Annotated in this window: 2 protein-coding genes; both read right to left on the minus strand. The window is 59.2% G+C overall.

Going from position 1 to position 1,755, the window contains the following annotated elements:
• Positions 1–1,005: 1,005 nt before the first annotated feature.
• Entirely contained in the window at positions 1,006–1,377 is a 372-nt protein-coding gene (locus I6F47_RS20170; RefSeq protein ID WP_197161963.1) for a hypothetical protein, read from the minus strand.
• An 83-nt stretch (positions 1,378–1,460) separates the two neighbouring features.
• A partial coding sequence (locus I6F47_RS20175) for a terminase gpA endonuclease subunit (protein WP_197184443.1) occupies positions 1,461–1,755 on the minus strand: 295 nt, incomplete at its 5' end.

Genomic DNA, 1,755 nt, shown 5'->3' on the forward strand with positions numbered 1-1,755 from the left:
CAGACCCGCGCTGAACCCCGGCCACTGGGCGCCACACTGCGAGAACCACCTCGCGGGCATTTAGCACCATCGAGTCTGCAGTCTGGTGCGCTCCCCCAGGATCGCCCAGAGGCCAAACTGCAGGCTTGCTAGTTCCCGTCTCTCCGGGATGTCACGTAATTACCTCACGGGGCCTACCGCACCAGTACGTTCGGTGCTGCTACTGCCGTGACAGGATCGCGTACTCGCATGCTTCCGGCGATCATCCCTTTGCCGCCGTCGAAACGGCGCGCTGCGCGGGAGAGATGTTGAAGAATGACCCAGCTCACATGAAGCAGTGTTTACGCACCACGATCACAAGGTTTTCGCATGAAAGTCAGTTTGGCGAGGCGCTAACCCTCGGCCGCTGGGCCACCTTCAAGTGTGACGCCTGAACATCAACTCCGGGGTACTACCGGAGGTTGTCCCTTGCGGGTGGCCCTTTCCGGCCAGGTGTCACACTTGAAGGCCCTGCTCGCGCAGGCTCCAAGTTCGGGTCGCAGGGAGTGTTGGATGGCGCGGACATCACCCCGTTGTTAAGGGAGCTTTTACTACAGCACCACGTGGTGCGAGAGTGCCTTTGTTCTCACTTTTTCACTGTGCGACCTTCAAGTGAGAGGCCGATTTACGGTGCTACGCTGCCTTGCGTGAGAATGGCAGTGGCACCTTCTTATCAGTCTCTCGCTTGAAGGCCCTGCTCGCGCAGGCTCCAAGAATCCGTAGGTGGATCAGCCCCTTCCCCTTTCGCGTTTGAGAGCGCGCCGGCTTAGGGTCCGACCGGAGGACCGTTACTGGGTGTAACCCAGCCTCTTCGTCACCGAAATCTTCCAGTTGGTTTGAGAGCCTTTCGACTTTTAAACTCCGGCCACTGGTTGCGCTGGCCTGGTTCGTATTATCGCGTTNAGCCTTTCGACTTTTAAACTCCGGCCACTGGTTGCGCTGGCCTGGTTCGTATTATCGCGTTTGCGAAATAAAGGTCAAGGGTTTTTAAGCGCAGGCCCGTGCCATTTTGGCATTTTTGCGATTTGCTGAGCGCGCAGCTTGAGTGCTCGCAACCCAGTTCATCAAGCCGCGTCCGTAGGCGCCTGCCTGACGCTGCTGGGACGTGCGTGTGCCGTCGCCAATGGTGAAACGACGACCTGGGCCGCGTTTGGTGTGGCTGGCCGAGCGCATCTTGCCGTAACCTGGCAGGCCCACGTTGGCTACGCCGAGGTGCTGCAGCAGTTGGCAGGCCGTGTTTGGGCCACTGGCCTTGACGCGGTACGCCTCCATGCTCTGGGTCACCTTTTCAGATGCTGCACCAAGAGCAGCAAAAGCGGCTGCCTTGAGGGACAAAGAACGGGGCTCGGACGGTTGCATATTTGCCTTTCAAAAAGATCGTCGGACTGACGTTGTTGCGATGTGTGTAATTTAGCAAACGCGCAAGAAGTCGTCAAGCGATTTCAATACTGCGCCACCGCACTTCGCCGTGGCCTGCGCACAGGCCGGAGTACGCGCACTTCTTCTGCAGGTGGTAAGGCGATAACGCTGTTTTCCTGCGCTGCTCGGCGATCTTCGCGCGCCACGATCTCGCTGTTGCGGTCGAGCGGCGCCAGCCATGGCTGCACGACGTTCCAGTCCTTGATCTTGTCGAGCTGCATGCGCAGCATACCCGCCATCATCATCCGGCAAAGGTCAAAGCTCTCGTTGCGCTTGCGGACCTTCTGCCAGGTGCCGTTCTTGCCGCGCACCTCGGCC

The organism is Pseudoalteromonas sp. NZS37, from assembly GCF_015864265.1.
In the GTDB taxonomy this organism is placed as follows: domain Bacteria; phylum Pseudomonadota; class Gammaproteobacteria; order Enterobacterales; family Alteromonadaceae; genus Pseudoalteromonas; species Pseudoalteromonas arctica.

Coding starts and splice junctions, on each gene's coding strand:
- I6F47_RS20170 (WP_197161963.1), bottom strand. CDS start 1,377: ATGCAACCGTCCGAGCCCCGTTCTTTGTCCCTCAAGGCAGCCGCTTTT.